General features: G+C 51.1%; 13 protein-coding genes and 1 pseudogene. 11 read left to right on the top strand and 3 right to left on the bottom strand.

What is annotated here, in order from left to right; genetic code table 11:
• Positions 1 to 42 precede the first annotated feature (42 nt).
• The 5 genes from ACHLI0_RS09335 (at position 43) to ACHLI0_RS09315 (ending at position 6296) form a co-directional block, all read left to right on the top strand.
• Positions 43 to 2319: a GH92 family glycosyl hydrolase gene (locus ACHLI0_RS09335; protein WP_490748953.1), complete on the top strand. Its 2277-nt coding sequence runs from the start codon at positions 43 to 45 to the stop codon at positions 2317 to 2319.
• Between the two features lie 149 nt (positions 2320 to 2468).
• Positions 2469 to 3050: an RNA polymerase sigma-70 factor gene (locus ACHLI0_RS09330; RefSeq protein ID WP_048694054.1), complete on the top strand. Its 582-nt coding sequence runs from the start codon at positions 2469 to 2471 to the stop codon at positions 3048 to 3050.
• Positions 3051 to 3198: 148 nt separating this feature from the next.
• Positions 3199 to 4167: a FecR family protein gene (locus ACHLI0_RS09325; protein ID WP_490748952.1), complete on the top strand. Its 969-nt coding sequence runs from the start codon at positions 3199 to 3201 to the stop codon at positions 4165 to 4167.
• 518 nt (positions 4168 to 4685) lie between these two features.
• Positions 4686 to 5921: a site-specific integrase gene (locus ACHLI0_RS09320; RefSeq protein ID WP_046147965.1), complete on the top strand. Its 1236-nt coding sequence runs from the start codon at positions 4686 to 4688 to the stop codon at positions 5919 to 5921.
• Positions 5922 to 5933: 12 nt separating this feature from the next.
• Positions 5934 to 6296 carry a virulence RhuM family protein gene (locus ACHLI0_RS09315; RefSeq protein ID WP_009016622.1) on the top strand — a complete coding sequence of 121 codons (363 nt, stop codon included), beginning with the start codon at positions 5934 to 5936 and terminating at the stop codon, positions 6294 to 6296.
• 107 nt (positions 6297 to 6403) lie between these two features.
• Here the strand turns inward: ACHLI0_RS09315 and ACHLI0_RS09310 are convergent, their stop codons facing one another.
• Genes ACHLI0_RS09310 through ACHLI0_RS09300 form a run of 3 tightly spaced genes read right to left on the bottom strand, consistent with a single transcriptional unit; the run spans position 6404 to position 8104 of the window.
• Positions 6404 to 7417, bottom strand: coding sequence for a DUF2971 domain-containing protein (locus ACHLI0_RS09310; RefSeq protein WP_046147966.1), 1014 nt, complete (start codon positions 7415 to 7417; stop codon positions 6404 to 6406).
• Positions 7418 to 7474: 57 nt separating this feature from the next.
• A complete protein-coding gene (locus ACHLI0_RS09305; protein ID WP_008151629.1) occupies positions 7475 to 7780 on the bottom strand; it encodes a helix-turn-helix domain-containing protein in 306 nt (101 codons plus the stop codon).
• Between the two features lie 30 nt (positions 7781 to 7810).
• Positions 7811 to 8104 carry a helix-turn-helix domain-containing protein gene (locus ACHLI0_RS09300; protein WP_082207589.1) on the bottom strand — a complete coding sequence of 98 codons (294 nt, stop codon included), beginning with the start codon at positions 8102 to 8104 and terminating at the stop codon, positions 7811 to 7813.
• A 208-nt stretch (positions 8105 to 8312) separates the two neighbouring features.
• Between ACHLI0_RS09300 and ACHLI0_RS09295 the strand changes: the two genes are divergently transcribed.
• The 6 genes and pseudogenes from ACHLI0_RS09295 to ACHLI0_RS09270 all read left to right on the top strand — a co-directional run.
• A complete protein-coding gene (locus tag ACHLI0_RS09295; protein WP_046147967.1) occupies positions 8313 to 8669 on the top strand; it encodes a helix-turn-helix domain-containing protein in 357 nt (118 codons plus the stop codon).
• Between the two features lie 3 nt (positions 8670 to 8672).
• Positions 8673 to 9023, top strand: coding sequence for a helix-turn-helix domain-containing protein (locus tag ACHLI0_RS09290; RefSeq protein ID WP_009016627.1), 351 nt, complete (start codon positions 8673 to 8675; stop codon positions 9021 to 9023).
• 19 nt (positions 9024 to 9042) lie between these two features.
• Positions 9043 to 10620, top strand: coding sequence for a DUF3945 domain-containing protein (locus ACHLI0_RS09285; RefSeq protein ID WP_046147968.1), 1578 nt, complete (start codon positions 9043 to 9045; stop codon positions 10618 to 10620).
• Positions 10621 to 10680: 60 nt separating this feature from the next.
• Positions 10681 to 12771, top strand: a complete 2091-nt coding sequence (locus ACHLI0_RS09280; protein WP_046147969.1) for a type IA DNA topoisomerase — start codon at positions 10681 to 10683, stop codon at positions 12769 to 12771.
• 163 nt (positions 12772 to 12934) lie between these two features.
• On the top strand, positions 12935 to 13387 hold the full coding sequence (locus ACHLI0_RS09275; RefSeq protein ID WP_046147970.1) for a DUF1896 domain-containing protein: 453 nt from the start codon (positions 12935 to 12937) through the stop codon (positions 13385 to 13387).
• A pseudogene (locus ACHLI0_RS09270) lies at positions 13377 to 19004 on the top strand (N-6 DNA methylase); the annotation flags it as partial. The gene ACHLI0_RS09275 and the pseudogene ACHLI0_RS09270, both read left to right, overlap by 11 nt.
• Between the last annotated feature and the right edge of the window lie 525 nt (positions 19005 to 19529).

The following is a 19529-nucleotide window of genomic DNA, read 5'->3' as shown; positions in this document are numbered from 1 at the left end:
TGATACAGAAGGCTTGTGAAACTTAAGCAAATAATAATAGATATGGTTACAAGATTGTTTTTCTTATCAATCTGTCTTCCTTTTCTGCTCACTTCGTGTCAGCAGTCAAAGAAGACGGTAGAGTTTGTAGACTACGTGAATCCTTTGATGGGTACCGAGTCTACTTTTGCGTTTTCGCATGGTAATACTTATCCTGCTGTGGCGGTACCTTGGGGGATGAACTTCTGGAGTCCGCAGACGGGGGAGAATGGCAGCGGATGGATGTATACGTATACTGACAGTCTGATGCGCGGTTTCCGGCAGACACATCAGCCCAGTCCCTGGATAAATGATTATGGTACATTTTCCATTATGCCGCTTGCCGGAGAACTGAAAATGAGTCACAAAGAACGTCTGATTCCTTTCTCACATCAACAGGAGAAAGCGACTCCTTATAACTACAGTGTTACATTCAATAACGGATTGCAGACGTCTCTTTCTGCTACTTCCCGCGGAGCTGTATTCGAAGTCTCTTTCCCCGAAAAGGAAGACCAGTATGTAGTGGTAGATGCATACAACGGAGGAAGTTCAATAACGATTGAACCGGAAAAACGGCTGGTAAAAGGTGCGACACGTTATAATAACGGAGGTGTGCCGGATAACTTCGCTAATTACTTTATGATGGAATTCAGTCATCCCGTCATAGAATACGGTACTTACAATGGAGATACTTTGTTGCACCATCAAACCGATGTAGCGGCCGATTATACTTGTGCCTATCTGAAATTTGATGTTCCGGCAGGTGAAAAGCTGACCATACGTACAGCCTCTTCTTTTATCAGTCCCGAACAGGCTGCCATCAACTTTAATCGTGAAGTAGCCGATACGGATGTACAACTGATCAGCGGGAAAGCCCGTGAACAGTGGAATAATTACCTTGGACGTGTAGAAGCGGAAGGAGGAGCAGACGAACAACTTCGTACCTTCTATTCCTGCCTGTATCGTACATTACTTTTTCCACGTGAGTTCTATGAGTTTGATTCACAAGGAAATCCTGTGTATTACAGTCCTTATGACGGTAGCGTGCATGACGGTTATATGTATACTGACAATGGCTTTTGGGATACGTTCCGTGCGGTTCATCCGTTGTTCACGTTACTTTATCCGGAGGTTTCGGAACGTGTGACGCAATCTATCCTTAATGCTTATAATGAAAGTGGCTTTATGCCGGAATGGGCGAGTCCCGGTCATCGTGGTTGTATGATTGGCAATAACTCTGTTTCCTTATTAGTCGATGCATGGATGAAGGGGATACAAACGGTAGATGCCGAAAAAGCTCTGGAAGCGATGATTCATCAGACACAAGCTCGTCATGCGGAAATAGCTTCTGTAGGGCGTGACGGCTTCGAGTATTATGATAAGCTCGGTTATGTGCCTTATCCGGAAGTTCCCGAAGCTACAGCCAAAACACTCGAATATGCTTATGCTGACTGGTGTATCGCCCGCTTTGCGGAATCGCTGGGTAAACAGGATATCGCAGACCAGTATTATCAGAAAGCTCAGAATTACCGCAATCTCTATTATCCAGAACACGGTTTTATGTGGACAAAAGATGCCAAAGGCAACTGGCGTGATCGTTTTGATGCTACGGAATGGGGCGGCCCTTTCACAGAAGGAAGTTCCTGGCACTGGACTTGGAGTGTGTTTCACGATCCGGAAGGCTTATCCGAATTGATGGGCGGACATGAACCGATGATAGCCCGACTCGACTCTATGTTTGTGGCTCCGAACACCTATAACTATGGAACCTATGGTTTCGTTATCCACGAAATAGCTGAGATGGTTGCCTTGAATATGGGACAATATGCGCATGGCAACCAACCAGTGCAGCATGCCATTTACTTGTATGATTATATCGGTCAGCCCTGGAAAACACAGTACCATCTCCGTAATGTTATGGACAAACTTTACAATTCCGGAAGTAAAGGATACTGTGGCGACGAGGACAACGGGCAGACATCTGCCTGGTATGTATTTTCTGCTATGGGTTTCTATCCGGTTTGTCCGGGAATGCCTGAATATGCGGTAGGTTCTCCGTTATTTAAAAAGGTAACTCTGCATCTTCCCGAAGGGAAAAACTTCGTCGTTTCAGCAGCAGATAATGCGGCAGACCGTCCATACATAAGGAAAGCTCTGTTGAATGGACAAGAATTCACACGCAACTATCTGACGCATGATGAACTGAAACAGGGCGGAGAACTGAATCTGTCGATGGACAGCGTACCGAATCAGCAAAGAGGTACCCAACCGGCAGACTTCCCATATTCTTATTCCAAGTAGTTTCAATAGGGTTTTAGTATACTTTTCATTGACCGGTACGGAGAGAATCTTAATTGATTTGATCTGTACCGGTCATACAATAGGAATTTAAAGTCAGGCTTTGTCTTTGCTGTTTCTTTTGTTACCTTTGTGCATCTAATATGAGGTTTATGATACATTCTCTTCCATCTTCCGAACCCTTGACGGCACAAAAGCTTTTCTCAAAGCTTTATGTTTCCTACTATGCCCGTTTGGTTCGTTTCGCTTCCCTTTATGTAGGAGCTATGGGAGACGCAGAGAATATAGTACAAGATTTTTTCCTCTATTTATGGGAACGTAAAGAGATACTTCCGGAACTGCAACAACCCGATGCATATCTTTTCTCCGCTGTCAAGCATCGCTGTCTGAACTTCCTTCGTTCACAACTTTCTATAGTAGACCGCAGACAGCCGCTTTCTGATATTATGGAGCAGGAGTTTAAACTGAAACTTTATAGTCTGCAACTACTTGATGACTCTCAAATGTCGATAGATGAAGTAGAAAAACAGATCTGCCGTGCAATTGATAGCTTACCGGAACGTTGCCGGGAAATATTTGTCATGAGTAAGCTGAAGGGTATGAAATATCGTGAAATAGCCGAATCCCTTGGCATTTCGCAGAATACGGTAGAAGGTCAAATGGCTATCGCTTTGAGGAAACTTCGGGAAGAATTGCGTCATTGTATGCCTTTATTGCTTTTATTCGGAATCTGAAACTGCACTGTTTTTCACTCCGTTGGAATGATAAATCCACTCTTTTTGATAACTGTATTTTTCTCCCGTTAAAATTTTCTTTGATTTTTTTCATTTTCCTTTGGTGGTAAATGTAAGTTGCTGTGTCTTCTTATTAAAAGCGCGCAATATGATGAACGAGAAATGGAATCAATACTTTTTCGGAGAACCGACCGAAGAGGAAAAACGGGAGCTTTTTCAGGAACTGGAAAAGAACGAAGATATGAAACGGGAATTTGCAGAAATGCAAAATATCGTAGGTCTGTCCGGATTATTACCCAGAGAAGATGATTCTTTGAAAGGCGAACGGAATCTGGAAGCACTGATGAACCGCCAGGAGAAAAAGCTGAGGCGGAAACGGGTGTTGCAAGTCATACGATATACTACTTCGGCAGCCGCTATGATTGCTCTGACGTGGATGCTTGCCTGGTATATGCTTGTTGGTTCGGAGACTCCCTCTTATACGGAGATTACAGTTCCGAAGGGGCAACGGGTACATTTAACTCTGCCGGATGGTAGTGAAGCATGGTTGAGTTCACTTTCTACATTGAGGTGGCCTTCTGTTTTCTCGTCCGATGCCCGTATGGTAGAACTGGATGGAGAGGGATTTTTTACAGTGACAAAGGATGCTTCCCGTCCTTTTACAGTACAAACGCAGAAGTATGATGTAAGAGTGCTTGGTACGGAATTTAATGTATATGCTTATAGCAATAGCGAGAAGTTTGAGACAGACTTGCTTTCGGGTAAAGTGAGAGTCAGCTCTACCGGATATCCTGAAGAGTCGGTAAACTTATTACCTGACGAGAAAGTATCTTTGATAGATGGAAAACTGGTTAAGTCCTCTTCTCATTTTGGAGGAAAGGAATACCGTGAACAAGGAATCTATGACTTTGAAGAATTACCGTTGGGCGAAGTGCTGGAAAGATTGGAGCAATGGTATGATATTCATTTTACTGTAGATGATCCATCTCTGTTGAGTAAGATTATTTCGGGTAAGTTCCGGCAAAGCGATCAGATTGAAACGATTCTGAAAGCGATTAGCCGTGCGGACTTATTTGAGTACAAAATACTGTCACAGCGAGAGATAACGATATATTAATAATCTGATTAAAAGTTTAATGCCTATGTAACACAACGGAGTAGAATAAAACGAAAGTAAATAGACATCAAAACGAGGAATAAAAAGGGGGAAAGTGGTGCAACACTCTCCCCAATTCCTCGGCTATTAATACTTTCTCTGTTTCACATTTTTGTGAACCTAAAATTAAGTACTAACAAAATCTAATAGCAAAGTTACTACAAAAAAGTGAAATGCGGAAAGATATAGTGATAGAATTGAGTTACAAGGGTTTCAGTCGGGTTTCCGATTATTCGTGAAGCCATCGCAATCACCGCTGAAGCCAAATCAGGACGCCGCTACGTTACTTGTCCGTAACCATGCCCGAAAGGGCGACAAACGGACACGGATAGCGAAACAAGGCGTTAAAGATTAGTGAGTTACTGACAACCCACGCAATAAATCCGGTTACGAAAAAAGATTGCGCCGTTCCTCCCCGTTTTGCGTACCGACACCGGACTCTTCACCAACTAATTTTGAACCTAAAAAAATTAAGGACGATGAAGAGTACATTTTCAGTAATCTACTACCTCAAACGTCAGGTAGTGAAAAAGGACGGGACAGTACCCGTCATGGGACGCATCACGGTGGACGGCAGCCAGACGCAGTTCAGTTGTAAACTGACCGTCGATCCCAAGCTGTGGGACACCAAAGGGGGACGTGTCACGGGCAGAAGCTCGGCGGCACTCGAAACGAACCGCATGCTCGACAAGATGCGTGTGCGCATCAACAAACATTATCAGGAAATCATGGAGCGTGACAATTTCGTCACGGCGGAGAAGGTCAAGAACGCCTTTCTCGGACTGGAACACCGCTACCACACGCTGATGCAGGTGTTCCGCCAGCACAACGAGGACTACGAGAAACAGGTGGATGCTGGCATGAAAGCCAAAGGCACGCTCTTGAAGTACAAGACCGTTTACAAGCACCTGCAAGAGTTCCTCACCATCCGCTACCGCGTGAAGGACATCGCGCTGAAAGAGCTTACGTCCGCTTTCATCTCCGACTTCGAAATGTTCCTTCGCACGGACAAGCACTGCTGCACCAACACCGTGTGGCTGTATGTCTGCCCCTTGCGGACGATGGTGTTCATCGCCATCAACAACGAGTGGCTCACACGCGACCCGTTCCGCGAGTATGAAATCAAGAAGGAGGAAACGACACGCAGTTTCCTGACGAAAGAGGAAATCCGGCTGCTGATGGATGGCAGGCTGAAAAACGCCAAGCAGGAGCTTTACCGCGACCTCTACCTGTTCTGCGCCTTCACGGGCTTGTCGTTCGCCGACATGCGCAACCTGACGGAAGAGAACATCCATACCTACTTCGACGAACACGAGTGGATAAACATCAACCGCCAGAAGACGGGCGTGGTATCCAATATCCGCCTGCTCGACATCGCAAAGCGCATCATCGACAAATACCGGGGGCTGTGCGGGAACGGCAGGATTTTCCCCGTTCCCCACTACAACACGTGCCTTGCCGGAATCCGTTCCGTCGCCAAGCGTTGCGGCATCACCAAGCACATCACGTGGCATCAGAGCCGCCACACGGCAGCCACGACGGTGTTCCTCTCCAACGGCGTACCCATCGAAACGGTGAGTTCCATGCTGGGACACAAGAGCATAAAGACTACACAGATATACGCGAAAATCACCAAAGAGAAGCTCAACCAAGACATGGAGAATCTTGCCGCAAGGTTGAACGGCATCGAGGAATTTGCAGGTTGCACCATCTAAAACAGAGAAGCCATGAAACGTGATATAATTATCATAGAGGACAACACGGTCAGCGTAACCGGTAACGAGATATGGATGACCGCCACAGAAATCGCCGGACTGTTCCACACGGGCGTCCCGGCAGTGAACGCCGCCATCAGAGCCGTCCGCAAGCCGGACGTGCTGAACGACTACGAGGTGTGCCGCTACATGCGGCTTGAAAACGGGCTTTCAGCCGACGTGTATTCGCTGGAAATCATCATCCCTGTCGCCTTTCGGCTGAACACCTACCACGCCCATCTTTTCCGCCGCTGGCTGATGGACAAGGCACTCGCAAAAGACAAGCATATCGCCTACATGGTATTCGTACATAGCGGAAAAGGCGGTTACTGCTGAAAAGACGATGACAATCAATTAAAAACGGACAACCATCAAGCTGTCCGTTTTAACTTTAAGATAGTCAATTTGGAATATACGAATTATTTGTTAAAGAATATGAGGTATCAAAATTGAGATGGCTTATATAACATCTCATACTTTAATGAGCCACAATCAATGTACATATCAAATTCCGCAATTCCTTTTTCTTGTGCTATATAATGCAATATTTTCTTGTTGATATTTGAAATTCTCTCTCCATAATAGATTGCTTTAGGAACAATTTTCAGGCTTGTTGCACGAGAATGTGTGGCAGGTTGTTTCTCGGAATGAATAATACGCCATTCATTTTCATATTCCCACTGTGTGGATTTGTGAATAGCCATTTTCAAATGTGATAGTGAATCTATATTTTTAACATCCAGCCCCAAACTCTTTGCTATATACCATTGAATAAAGCTATTTGCATCAAAACGGTCGTTATCATATATAACAGGCAAAATACAACAATTCATTTCTCCTTGTTCTAATAAGAACCTTAAATCATATTCCAATGCAAACCCTTCATGATTTTGGGCATAGTGGCTCCACATTATAACAGAATCTATGTTTTCGCTTAAACATGCTATCGTAGATACGATCTTTAATGTATCCCCCATTTTTAATAGGATTTCTTTCAATATGTTTTCCATTGCAGCACTAAAAAGAGCTAATCTCAATGGATTTATACCATTACATGATATTACCTGTTTTTTAAAACCTGCCAAATTGTTTTTTCCGAAAAATTGGATTACACTTGGAGGAAAATCAAAATCTTTATTTTCAAGTATCTGTTTGAATTGTTCAAGAAATTCTTCTGTACAACAGGCTCTCATTTGCTCTTGAATATTATCCAAACTATAATAAACAAGAGTGTCATAGGGGTCATTAAACTTATCAGCAGTAACAGCATAAACCAAATCCTTATCAAAAGCATCAAGGTTTAATGTTGAACAACTCCTATATCTATACAGTTTTTGCGGCAACATTGACATCAATGCTGCACTTATTGGATAGATTCGAGATTTTATGTCCTCTTGCTCTATTCCTTCAGGAATTATTGTGGATTCTAACAATTTTGCAAATTCACTCCGAAGCATAATGGTATTTCATTTTTAACTACAAAGGTACGCATTTTATTCCGGAATGCCAGAACATTATTCCAGCGGCTTGCGGTAGTTCACCTCTAACAGCTCACGCAACCCGGATTCGGGGTAAAGCACCTTCCCTCCCAAAAGGATAAAGGGCAGCACCCTGTTGTTGCGGTACTCCTGCAAGGTGCGGCGGCTGACACGGAGCAAGTCCGCCACCTCCCTGTCCGTCAGGTAACGTTCCCCGTCCAGCGGCGGACGGTAACTTTCCAAAAATGCGGAGAGCCATTTAGAGCCTTTGCGCATATTCTGCACCACTGTGGCAAGCGGCTCGTCCTCCAGTGTAAAAACATCGTTGTTCTCGTTCATCATAACTTTGGATTCAGTGGGTGAATAATAAGATTATCTGCCGCCGGGATAGAGCGTACCGATAAGCGGAATCAGTCTCCTGACTTCTTCCGGCTTGTAATAGAACCTGCGGTTTATCTGCGAGTAGCCGATAAGCCGCTTGTCGCGTAACGTCTGCAACGTGCGCGGGCTGATTCTCAACTGCCCGCAGACCTCCTCGCCCGTGAGCCATCTTTCCTGCCGCCCGCCGTCGCTCCTGCGCCTCAGGGCGGCTACCTTCTCCGCGAGGGCGTTGAAGGACGCCACCATCATCTCGAAGGTCTTTTTCTCGATAGATACTATTTCCATAAGCAAAACATTTCAGAGTTTGCCGCAAAGGTAACGAAGCCGCTATGAACATGCACCGTTTCCCGCTAAAAGGCAGCTTGTTGCGCCGTCTGTCCGGGTAACGGAGCCATTATCCGTAAAAATCTTACGTGAGCCACGTAGTGAGCTGTTAAAGCCCCTTTGGTTTATTGCTGAATTTTGCCGCAGAAACCAAAAGAAAGGACTGAATATGAAAGTGATAACGATGGAAAGTTCCGTCTTCACCGCATTGACGGAACAGATAGCCGAGATAGCGGCACACGTGCGTGCCGTTTCCGGCGGGAGGAAGGAAGAATCCCCCGACAGGCTGCTCACCACTCGCGAGGCGGCGCACCTGCTGAACGTGAGTTGCCGCACCCTCCAGCGCATGCGCAGCGAACAGCGCATCGCCTATGTCGTGCTGCGCGGCAAGTGCCGCTACCGGCAGTCGGAGATAGACCGCCTGCTCGAAGACAGTACCGTCACGGGAGATGCCGCGACACCGGAACAGATGAAACGCAACCACACGCTGCGCACGGGCGGCAAACCCAAAGGAAGGAGGACATAGGACATGGAACTGCTTACCCGCAACAATTTTGAGAACTGGATGCAGAAGGTGATGGAACGGCTCGACCGTCAGGACGAGATGCTGCTCTCCATGCAGCCGTCCGGCAAAGCCCCGAACCCGATGGACGGGATCAGGCTTTTCGACAACCAAGACCTGTGCATGCTGCTCCAGATCAGCAAGCGCACCCTGCAACGCTACCGCAGCATCGGCGCGCTGCCCTACAAGACACTCGGCAAAAAGACCTATTACAGCGAGGCGGACGTGCTGACGTTCCTCTCCGAACATGTAAAGGACTTCCGCAAGGAAGATATAGCCTTCTACAAGGCTCGTATCCATAATTTCTTTCAAAAATAACCATTAAAACATTTTTCAGATGGCAAAGAAAAAAGACGAAAAGGACGTGCTGGTTGTCCGTGACGAGAAGACGGGCGAAATCAGCGTGGTAGCCGGGCTGAACGCCGACGGTTCCCCCAAGCGCATCCCCGCGAAAGCGGAGAACGCGCAGAGTTTCCTGCAATTCGACCGGCACGGCGACGTGCTGGACAACTTCTTCAAGAACTTCTTCCGGCAGTGCAAGGAACCCAGCCGCTTCGGTTTCTACCGTGTCGCGGCGGACCAAGCCGACAAGCTGCTGGAGGTTATCAAGGACTTGCTGAAAGACCCCGACGGCAACAAGGAGATGCTTGCGCCCCACAAGGTGGACACCTCCGGCTACGAAAAGAAAGTACAGGAGGAGCAGTCCGCCGAAAAGCAGGAACAACCGGAACAGAAACAAGATGACGAACCTAAAAAACAGGAAGAAATGGAACAGAAAAACGAACAGAATCAGGAAAGCCCGCAGCAGACGCAGGGCAACCGGGGCTACCAGCCCATCGACGAGAGCAAGATCAATTGGCAGGAGTTGGAGGAGAAATGGGGCGTGAAGCGCGACGACCTTGAAAAGTCGGGCAACCTTGACAGGATGCTCAACTACGGCAAGTCCGACTTGGTGAGGGTGTCGCCCAATTTCGGTGGAGAGGCTTTCGAGTTGGACGCCCGCCTCTCCTTCAAGAGGGACGGCGAGGGTAATGTCAGCCTTGTGCCGCACTTCATCCGCAAGGAGCAGAAACTCGACGAGTACAAGGAACACAAGTTCTCCGACGACGACCGGAAGAACCTGTGCGAAACGGGCAACCTCGGCAGGGTCGTGGACCTCGTGGACAGGGAAACGGGCGAGATCATCCCCTCGTTCGTCAGCATCGACCGCAAGACGAACGAAATCACGGATGTCCCGGCGAACAAGGTGCGCATACCGGAGCGCATCGGCAAGACGGAAATCACCAAGCAGGAGCAGGACATGTTGCGTGCCGGGCTGCCCGTGCGTGACAAGCTCATCGAGCGCAAGGACGGCAGGAAGTTCCTCACCACCCTGCAAGTGAACGTGGAGCAGCGCGGCGTGGAGTTCGTGCCGGGAACCAGCAGGTCCCCCCGTGCCGCCCGGACGCAGGAAACGAAGAACAACCCCGCACAAGGACAGGCGCAGGGTACGGAGAATGCCGGGGGCACGAACAAGGAGCAACGCCGCAACACGTGGACGAACGCCGACGGCAGCATCCGCCCCATCAGCAAATGGAGCGGCGTGGACTTCACCGAACAGCAGAAAGCCGACTACGTGGCTGGCAAAGCCGTGAAATTAGAGAACGTGACCGACAAGCAAGGCTTCCACGCCACGATGTACATCAAGTTCAATTCGGAGAAGGGACGCCCGTACCGCTACGACACCAATCCCGACAACGCGCAGAAGGTCGCCCCGTCCAACGAGAGCCGCACACAGGTGGCAGTGAACAGCGAGGGCAAGACCAACGAGGCTACCAAGAACCTGAAGGAGCCGTTGCGGAAGGGACAGACCGCCCCAAAGGACACCGCACAGCAACAGCAGCAGAAAAGAAACAACAAGGGCATGAAGATGTAATCCCGTGTCCGCCACTAAATCCGAAGTAACATTTGTAAAATTCAAAACGACAGAAAAAATATGAAGACAATCATTGCAGAAAAGCCTTCTGTGGCACGTGAGATTGCCCGCATCGTGGGCGCGACAAAGAGAGAGGAAGGATATTTCGAGGGAGGCGGCTACGCCGTGACATGGGCGTTCGGACACCTCGTGCAGCTTGCCATGCCCGACGGCTACGGCATACGCGGCTTTGTCCGTGACAACCTGCCCGTCATCCCCGACACCTTCACGCTCGTCCCCCGTCAGGTAAAGACGGAGAAGGGCTACAAGCCCGACAGCGGCGTGGTGGCTCAGATTAAAACCGTCACCCGTCTTTTCAAGGAAAGCGAACAGATCATCGTGGCGACCGATGCTGGACGCGAGGGTGAACTTATCTTCCGCTACCTCTACCATTACACCGGATGCACCACCCCGTTCGTCCGCCTCTGGATAAGCTCGCTTACCGACAAGGCTATCCGCGAGGGACTGCGAAACCTTGAAGAAGGCGGCAAATACGACAACCTCTATCTTGCTGCCAAAGCGCGGAGCGAATCAGACTGGCTCGTGGGTATCAACGGCACGCAGGCACTCTCCATCGCCGCCGGACACGGCACGTACTCCGTCGGGCGGGTGCAGACACCCACGCTGGCGATGGTGTGCGCACGCTATTGGGAGAATCGCCGCTTCACACCCGAAGCCTTCTGGCAGCTCCATATCGCAACGGACGGCTGCAATGAAGGAACGGTGAAGTTTTCCTCTTCCGAAAAGTGGAAAGAGAAAGAGCCTGCGACGGAACTATATAATAAGGTGAAGTCGGCTGGCACAGCCACCGTCACGAAAGCCGAACGCAAGGAGAAGACGGAGGAAACACCGCTGCTGTACGACCTGACGACGCTCCAGAAGGAAGCCAACGCCAAGCACGGCTTCACGGCGGAACAGACGCTTGAAATCGCGCAGAAGCTCTACGAGAAGAAGCTCATCACCTATCCGCGAACCGGAAGCCGCTACATCCCCGAAGACGTGTTCGCCGAAATCCCCAAGCTGCTCGCCTTCATCGGGGCTTTGCCCGAATGGAAAGGCAAGGTGCAGCCGAAATGCGTCCCGACACGCAGAAGCGTGGACGGCGGTAAGGTGACGGACCACCACGCCCTGCTCGTCACGGGCGAGAAACCGCTGTTCCTCTCCAAAGAGGACAGTACCGTCTATCAGATGGTTGCCGGGCGCATGATCGAGGCGTTCTCCGAAAAATGCGTCAAGGACACCGCCACCGTCACGGCGGAGTGTGCCGGAGTGGAGTTCACGGTGAAAGGCAGCGTTATCAGGCAAGCCGGATGGCGCGCCGTCTATGGCGGGGAGGACAAGGAAGAAACCGCCATCCCCAATTGGCAGGAAGGCGACACGCTGACGCTGAAAGGCTGCTCCATCACGGAGGGAAAGACCAAACCCAAGCCGCTGCATACTGAGGCCACACTATTATCGGCAATGGAAACGGCGGGCAAGGACATAGAGGACGACGCATTGCGTCAGGCGTTGAAGGACTGCGGCATCGGCACGCCCGCCACCCGTGCGGCGATTATCGAAACGCTCTTCAAGCGCGGCTACATGGAACGCTGCAAGAAATCGCTTGTGCCGACTGAAAAAGGGCTTGCCCTTTACTCTGTCGTGAAGACGATGCGCATCGCCGACGTAGCCATGACGGGCGAATGGGAGAAGAATCTGGCACGCATCGAGCGCGGGGAACTGCCCGCAGACACTTTCCGCAGGGAAATAGAGGCGTACACACGCGAAATCACCTCCGAACTGCTCTCGTGCAACAAGCTGTTCTCCCGCAGGGATTCCGGCTGCAAGTGTCCCAAGTGCGGGACGGGCAGCATGCAGTTCTACGGCAAGGTGGTACGCTGCGACAATGCGGAGTGCGGGCTGCCCGTGTTCCGCCTGAAGGCGAACCGCACCCTTTCCGACGACGAGATCAAAGAGCTGCTCACCGACGGGCATACGAAGCTGCTCAAAGGCTTCAAGAGCAAGCAGGGCAAGAGCTTCGATGCCATAGTCGCCTTTGACGGGGACTATAACACGACTTTCGTGTTCCCCGAAAGGAAAACGAGCAGGAAATTTTCAGGACGGAAGAAATAGTATTAACTTTGCCACTGGTTCAGAGTAATGAATTGTTCTTCGATACCGGATTACACTCATACTTTGGATTTAGTGGTGGCACTCGGAGGGATACCGAGTGCCTTTTCTTTCTCCTTTCCAGACGATTATCCCCGTCATTACCAATCCACTAAATTCCAAAGTAATGAACAACAAGAAGAAAAACGAGGGTCAGACCGACTTTTCCTATTACGGTCTGTACCTGCTGGACTATCTCCGCACGAACAAGTTTGAACAGGCTTCCGATGATGCCTTCATCCGGGAACGCGCCGACCGTGCCGCCGAAACGTATGAGCGTGCGCGGCTCGAAGGCTATCCGCCCGAAGGGGCGCAGGAGTTGGCGATGGACACGCTCCTGCGGGGGCTTCGCTATTCCAAGTACGCCATCCTCCGCGAAGTCGTGGAAAACGAGTTTGCCGAAGAAGTGCCGGAAAAGAAACGCGAGGCCTTCATCCGAAAGCTGCTGCCGCCTGTCGGTAATGTATTCTCCGCTTATGACCTTTCGGACGACAATTTCGCCCTGTCGCCCGAATACGACCTGCTCTACACGGAGCTGACGGGAGCCGTCGTCCTTTATATCGGGGAATATGGCGTTTAACCGCAAACAACGGCTGCGGGACAACATCGAGGCGATACGGACGGCATTCATCCTTGACAGGGAACGGAGGACGGCAACCGCCGAGGAACAAGCCATACTTCGGAAGTATTGCGGTTTCGGCGGGTTGAAGTGCATACTGAACCCGGCAAAGGAACTGACGGATGCCGTGCATTGGGCGAAATCGGACCTCGAACTGTTTGCCCCGACGGTGGAGCTGCACAGGCTGGTGCGTGAAAACAGCAAGGACGATACGGAGTACAAGCGGTACGTGGATGCCATGAAGCAGTCCGTGCTGACCGCTTTCTACACCCCGCCGGAGATAACCGGCACTATCGCGGACGTACTGCATGAACACGGCATACGTCCCGACCGTGTACTGGAGCCGTCGGCGGGTGTGGGCGCATTCGTGGATGCCGTGCTGGAAAACAAGCCGGACGCGGATGTCATGGCTTTCGAGAAAGACCTGATGACGGGCAAGATATTGGGACACCTGCATCCCGACCAAAAGGTAAGGGTGCAGGGATTCGAGAAGATAGAGAAGCCCTTCACGGACTATTTCGACCTTGCCATCTCGAACATCCCGTTCGGCGACGTGGCTGTGTTCGACCCGGAGTTTACAGGAAGCCAAGACCCGGCAAGGCGTTCCGCACAGAAGGCAATACACAACTATTTCTTCCTGAAAAGCCTTGACGCGGTGCGTGAGGGCGGCATCGTGGCGTTCATCACCTCGCATGGAGTGCTGGACGCACCGTCCAACGCGCCCATACGCGAGTATATGATGCGTAATGCCAATCTGGTGGGTGTCGCACGCCTGCCGAACAACCTCTTCACGGACAACGCGGGTACGGAGGTGGGCAGCGACCTGATTATCCTTCAAAAGAACAGCGGCAAGAAACGGGAGCTGTACGATTATGAAGAGTTGTTCGTGCAGACGGAAAAGACACCGATAGGCAGTTTCCAGAACGGGTATGTCGGCAGCATCGGCATGATTCCCCACTCGGATCTGATAAGCGGCACGGACCCTTACGGGAAACCTGCCTATAAAGTCATGCACCGGGGCGGCATCGGGCAAATGGCGGAGGACTTGCGGGAACATATGGATATCGAGCTGTATAAGTTGGACAGAAAACTGTATGAAATGCACAGCCTGCATCCGGCACAAGGGAAAAGCACGGTTACAGAAACCATTTCCACACCGGTTGTCACTCCTGAGATACAGCCACGTCATGAAATGGCAGCGAAACCCGAAGCGGCAGCACCGCAGCCGGAGGAAGAAAAGCCGGAGATAGAGCCGCGCCGCCCCGATTATTCGGAGGGCGTGCAGCTCTCCCTGCTCGACCTCTGGGGCATGACCGAGGAAGTACGCAAGCAGGACGCACCCTCCAAGAAGAAAAAGACAGCGAAAAAGGGAAGCCCGGCAAGGCGTATGCCTCCCAAACCACAGGCGCAGGTTACGACCGCACCGCCACAGCCGTCTGCCGCACCGCTGACGGAGAACAGGGACAGCCATGAAACAAAGCCGGTGAGTGTCGCAGCCAAAGCCGATCCGGATGATATTTACGCCACTTTGGATTGGGACACCAATCCGCCCATCAACGGCTTCTATGAAATGATGATGGACCTCACGCCGGAGCGACGCAAGGAGCTTCGCAGGCTGGCGGCACAGCATCAGGAGAAACAACGGGTGGACGGGACGGCGGTGAAAGCCGCTCCCGCCACTAACATGCCGGAAAAGGAAGCGACAAAACGACCCGAAGCACAGCCGGAAGTCGCAACCGTTCCCGTTACGGACAATAACGCAAGTGAGACAACAACTTCCCTTTTCCCTGAATTTGAAACGGAAAAGCCGAAGGAGGAACCTCTCGACCTTTCTCCCCGTCCGTTCAACGGTATGCTGGAGCCGCACTACCGTGACGGCTCTATGGTACTGGATGCTTCACGCAATCTCGGTTATTTGAAGGGCCTCACGCCTTACGGCGCGACATTCCAACCGCTTGACCTGACCGGCTACCAGAAGGAGAAAGCGATGTTGTATGTGTCACTCCGTGACGCATACGAGCGGCTTTACCGCTACGAGGCGGAGTATCACGATGAAGGGTCTGCGCAACGCGGAGCGTTGAATACCTGCTACGATGAGTTTGTCATGCGCTACGGCAACCTCAATGCCAAGCATAACGTGAAACTGTTGATGATGGATGCCGCCGGACGCGACATCCTTTCGCTGGAACGGGCGGAGGACGGCAGGTTCGTCAAGGCGGACATCTTCGAACGTCCCGTTTCCTTCTCTGTGGAGAGCCATGCCAACGTAAGCTCTCCCGAAGAGGCGTTATCCGCATCGCTCAACAAGTTCGGCACGGTCAATCTCGACTATATGCGGGAGATAACCGACAGCACGGAAGAGGGATTGCTTGACGCCCTCAAAGGACGCATCTTCTACAACCCGCTCGTAACCGGTTACGAGATAAAGGACAGGTTCATCGCCGGGAACGTGATAGAGAAGGCGGAGCGCATCGAGGCATGGATAGGCGACAACCCCGAAAACGGACGTATGCCGGAAGTGAAGCAGGCGTTGGAGGCTCTGAAAGAAGCCGAGCCGCAGCGCATCGCCTTTGAGGACCTCGACTTCAATTTCGGGGAACGCTGGATTCCGACGGGCGTGTACGCCGCCTATATGAGCCACCTGTTCGACACGGACGTGAAAATCGCCTACTCCGCAAGCATGGACGAGTTTTCGGTGGCGTGCGGCTACCGCACCATGAAAATCACGGACGAGTTTTTAGTGAAGGGCTATTACCGGAACTATGACGGCATGCACCTGTTGAAACACGCCCTGCACAACACCTGCCCTGACATGATGAAGTCCATAGGAAAGGATGAGCATGGCAATGACATCAAGGTGCGTGACAGCGAGGGCATACAGCTCGCCAACGCCAAGATCGACGAGATCCGCAACGGGTTCTCGGAATGGCTGGAAGAGCAGTCGCCGCAGTTCAAGGAGAGGCTGACAACGATGTACAACCGCAAGTTCAACTGTTTCGTGCGTCCGAAGTATGACGGATCGCACCAGACCTTTCCCGACCTCAACCTCAAAGGACTGGCAAGCCGGGGTATCAAGAGCGTCTATCCGTCGCAGATGGATTGCGTCTGGATGCTCAAACAGAACGGCGGCGGCATTTGTGACCACGAGGTAGGAACCGGTAAAACGCTGATAATGTGCATTGCAGCGCATGAGATGAAGCGTCTGAACTTGGCACACAAGCCGATGATTATCGGATTGAAAGCCAATGTCGCGGAGATTGCCGCCACCTATCAGGCGGCATACCCGAACGCACGGATTCTCTACGCCTCGGAGAAGGACTTCTCGACCGCCAACCGCGTGCGTTTCTTCAACAACATCAAGAACAACGACTACGATTGCGTCATCATGTCGCACGACCAGTTCGGCAAGATACCGCAGTCGCCGGAATTGCAGCAGCGCATCCTGCAAGCAGAGCTTGACACGGTGGAGGAAAACCTCGAAGTGCTACGGCAGCAGGGAAAGAACGTGTCGCGGGCGATGCTGAAAGGATTGGAGAAGCGCAAGCACAACCTTGAAGCGAAGCTGGAGAAGGTGGAACACGCCATAAAGTCACGCACGGACGACGTGGTGGATTTCAAGCAGATGGGCATCGACCACATCTTCATAGATGAGAGCCACCAGTTCAAGAATCTGACTTTCAACACGCGCCACGACCGTGTGGCGGGATTGGGAAACAGCGAGGGAAGCCAGAAGGCACTTAACATGCTCTTTGCCATACGCACCATACAGGAGCGCACAGGAAAAGACTTGGGTGCGACCTTCCTCTCCGGCACGACTATCAGCAACTCACTGACTGAATTGTACCTGCTGTTCAAGTACCTGCGCCCGAAGGAGCTGGAACGGCAGGACATAAGGTGTTTCGACGCTTGGGCGGCGATATTTGCCAAGAAGACGACGGATTTTGAATTTAACGTGACGAACAATGTGGTCCAGAAGGAGCGTTTCCGCTACTTCATCAAAGTGCCGGAGCTTGCCGCCTTCTATAATGAAATCACGGACTACCGCACGGCGGAGGATGTGGGCGTTGACCGTCCTGCCAAGAACGAGATACTGCACCATATACCGCCCACGCCGGAACAGGAGGACTTCATACAGAAACTGATGCAGTTCGCCAAGACGGGCGATGCCACCTTGTTGGGCAGGCTGCCGCTTTCGGAAACGGAAGAAAAGGCGAAGATGCTCATCGCCACGGACTATGCCCGGAAAATGGCACTCGACATGCGCATGATAGACCCGAATTACGAAGATCATCCCGACAACAAAGCGAGTCACTGTGCCAAGATGATCGCGGAGTATTATCAAAAATACGACGCCCAGAAAGGCACGCAGTTCGTTTTCTCTGATTTGGGGACATACCAGCCGGGCGACGGGTGGAACGTCTATTCGGAAATCAAGCGCAAACTGACGGAGGACTACGGTATACCGCCAAGCGAGGTGCGCTTCATTCAGGAGTGCAAGACCGACAAGGCGCGGAAGGCGGTGATAGACGCCATGAACGCCGGGACGGTGCGTGTGCTGTTCGGCTCTACCTCTATGCTCGGAACGGGTGTGAACGCCCAGAAACGGTGTGTGGCTATCCATCATCTCGATACGCCGTGGCGACCGTCCGACTTGCAACAGCGTGACGGACGCGGAGTTAGGGCAGGTAATGAGATTGCCAAACATTTCGCCGGGAACAACGTGGATGTAATCATCTACGCGGTGGAGAAGTCACTGGACAGCTACAAGTTCAACCTCCTGCACTGCAAGCAGACTTTCATAAGCCAGCTCAAAAGCGGTGCGATGGGTGCGCGTACCATCGACGAGGGGGCAATGGACGAAAAATCGGGCATGAATTTCTCGGAATACATGGCGTTGCTCTCCGGCAATACCGACCTGTTGGACAAGGCGAAACTGGAAAAGCGGATCGCATCGCTCGAAGGGGAACGCAAGTCGTTCAACAAGGGCAAGCGTGATTCGGAGTTCAAGCTGGAGTCAAAGACCGGCGAGTTGCGCAACAACACGGCTTTCATAGATGCCATGACGGAGGACTGGAACCGCTTCCTGTCGGTGGTGCAGACCGACAAGGAGGGCAACCGCCTTAATATAATAAAGGTGGACGGAGTGGATTCCGCCGATGAGAAGGTCATCGGAAAGCGTTTGCAGGAGATAGCCAAGAATGCCACGACCGGAGGGTTGTACACGCAGGTCGGTGAACTTTACGGTTTTCCGATAAAGGTGGTGAGCGAAAGGATACTCAAAGAGGGATTGGAGTTCACCGACAACCGCTTCGTGGTCGAGGGGAACTACAAGTACACCTACAACAACGGGCATCTGGCGATGGCTGACCCGTTGGCCGCCGCCCGCAACTTCCTCAACGCGATGGAGAGGATACCCTCCATCATCGACCAGTACAAGGCGAAGAACGAGGTGCTGGAGATGGAGATACCGCAGTTACAGGAGATAGCGGGTAAGGTGTGGAAGAAGGAGGACGAGCTGAAGCAGTTGAAGTCCGAACTTGCCGCCCTTGACCGAAAAATTCAGCTGGAGCTTGCGCCACCCACGCCCGAAGTCGCAGAAAAGGAGAATGAAGGGCAACAGCTCAAGCCGGAAGCGGAAGATGTGAGGAACAGGCAGGCGCAATATCCCGAAAATGCACCGCCGCAGATACGCAGTCCGGCGGATAGTATCGTTGCCAACCATGTCATAATCGGGCGTCCGGGACTGTATGCCAAGGAGGAAACCCGGTCCAAAGGATTGAAAATATAACCTAAGGAATTTTATCTGAAGTATTAATAAGGGCTATCCCAAAAGGTCTAAAAGTAAATTTTATCCTTTCTGCAAGTATCTATAGGATGGCAACTGCATTTTTTTCTTTTTGGGCAGCCCTTATTAAAATTTATTCTTATTTTAGGTTATATACATTCATGTCCATTTATGTGAAAAATTCCTGCTGACCTTGTTTATGTCTTGTCAGTCACCATTTGCAAAACCATATTTGACCCTCAAAGAGGCTGAATTTGATAAGTAACTTGCTACATACTCATAATAAGGAGCTAAATAGAACACGAATGGGAAATACAC

It is taken from the genome of Bacteroides sp. RCH18 (assembly GCF_058231005.1).
This window is presented reverse-complemented; position numbering and strand designations above follow the sequence as displayed.

Coding starts and splice junctions, on each gene's coding strand:
- ACHLI0_RS09300 (WP_082207589.1), bottom strand. CDS start 8,104: ATGGAAATAGTATCTATCGAGAAAAAGACCTTCGAGATGATGGTGGCG.
- ACHLI0_RS09290 (WP_009016627.1), top strand. CDS start 8,673: ATGGAACTGCTTACCCGCAACAATTTTGAGAACTGGATGCAGAAGGTG.
- ACHLI0_RS09325 (WP_490748952.1), top strand. CDS start 3,199: ATGATGAACGAGAAATGGAATCAATACTTTTTCGGAGAACCGACCGAA.
- ACHLI0_RS09330 (WP_048694054.1), top strand. CDS start 2,469: ATGATACATTCTCTTCCATCTTCCGAACCCTTGACGGCACAAAAGCTT.
- ACHLI0_RS09295 (WP_046147967.1), top strand. CDS start 8,313: ATGAAAGTGATAACGATGGAAAGTTCCGTCTTCACCGCATTGACGGAA.
- ACHLI0_RS09305 (WP_008151629.1), bottom strand. CDS start 7,780: ATGATGAACGAGAACAACGATGTTTTTACACTGGAGGACGAGCCGCTT.
- ACHLI0_RS09285 (WP_046147968.1), top strand. CDS start 9,043: ATGGCAAAGAAAAAAGACGAAAAGGACGTGCTGGTTGTCCGTGACGAG.
- ACHLI0_RS09275 (WP_046147970.1), top strand. CDS start 12,935: ATGAACAACAAGAAGAAAAACGAGGGTCAGACCGACTTTTCCTATTAC.
- ACHLI0_RS09280 (WP_046147969.1), top strand. CDS start 10,681: ATGAAGACAATCATTGCAGAAAAGCCTTCTGTGGCACGTGAGATTGCC.
- ACHLI0_RS09320 (WP_046147965.1), top strand. CDS start 4,686: ATGAAGAGTACATTTTCAGTAATCTACTACCTCAAACGTCAGGTAGTG.
- ACHLI0_RS09310 (WP_046147966.1), bottom strand. CDS start 7,417: ATGCTTCGGAGTGAATTTGCAAAATTGTTAGAATCCACAATAATTCCT.
- ACHLI0_RS09335 (WP_490748953.1), top strand. CDS start 43: ATGGTTACAAGATTGTTTTTCTTATCAATCTGTCTTCCTTTTCTGCTC.
- ACHLI0_RS09315 (WP_009016622.1), top strand. CDS start 5,934: ATGAAACGTGATATAATTATCATAGAGGACAACACGGTCAGCGTAACC.